Genomic DNA, 881 nt, shown 5'->3' with positions numbered 1-881 from the left:
GTGGGCGGTGGCGCCGGCCAGTTGGCCTTCGTGTAGATCCGCAAGTACCAGAATGCTCATGGCATCAACTCCTTTCAAAGCTCTTTTCTTAAAGTACGGTTTTCAAAGCACTTATCTTAAAGAGCTTATCTCAAAGAACTTTGGCTTCGTTTTTCAGTTTGTCGATCAGCTCGTCTACCGAGGCGACTTTGACGCCGCCTTTGCGCTCGGCGGGCGACTCGACTTTGAGCAGACTGACCTTGGAGGCGACCTCGACGCCGTAGTCGGCGGGGGTTTTCACATCCAGCGGTTTTTTCTTGGCCTTCATGATGTCAGGCAGCTTGGCGTAGCGAGGCTCGTTGAGGCGCAGGTCGGTGGTGACGATCGCCGGTAGCGTCAGTGCGATGGTTTGCAGGCCGCCGTCGATTTCACGGGTCACATGCACCTTGTCACCGTCCACTGCAACTTCCGAGGCAAAAGTGCCTTGGGGCAGACCGGTCAGCGCGGCGAGCATTTGGCCGGTCTGGTTGTTGTCGGTGTCGATGGCCTGCTTGCCCAGCACCACCAACCCCGGCTGCTCCTCTTCGACCACTTTGGCCAGCAGCTTGGCCACGGCCAGGGATTCGGCGCGCTCGTCGGTTTCGATATGAATGGCGCGGTCGGCGCCCAGCGCCAGCGCCGTACGCAGCTGCTCTTGGGCGGCTTTGGGCCCTACCGTGACGGCGACGACTTCTGTCGCCACGCCCTTCTCTTTCAGGCGTACCGCCTCTTCCACGGCAATTTCGCAGAAAGGGTTCATGGCCATTTTGACGTTGGTAAGATCGACGTCCGAATGATCCGCCTTAACGCGGATTTTGACGTTATAGTCGATGACGCGTTTCACCGCGACGAGTACTTTCATA

The 881-nt window shown here is 58.0% G+C and carries 1 protein-coding gene; it reads right to left on the bottom strand.

Annotated elements, in window-relative coordinates:
- Positions 1–130 precede the first annotated feature (130 nt).
- Entirely contained in the window at positions 131–880 is a 750-nt protein-coding gene (locus E0L35_RS25335; RefSeq protein WP_039858181.1) for an electron transfer flavoprotein subunit beta/FixA family protein, read from the bottom strand.
- Between the last annotated feature and the right edge of the window lies 1 nt (position 881).

The sequence above is a fragment of the Halomonas sp. ATBC28 genome, assembly GCF_005937175.1.
In the GTDB taxonomy this organism is placed as follows: domain Bacteria; phylum Pseudomonadota; class Gammaproteobacteria; order Pseudomonadales; family Halomonadaceae; genus Vreelandella; species Vreelandella titanicae.
Note: the sequence above shows the minus strand (reverse complement) of the source record. Positions and strands in the feature narration are given on the sequence as shown.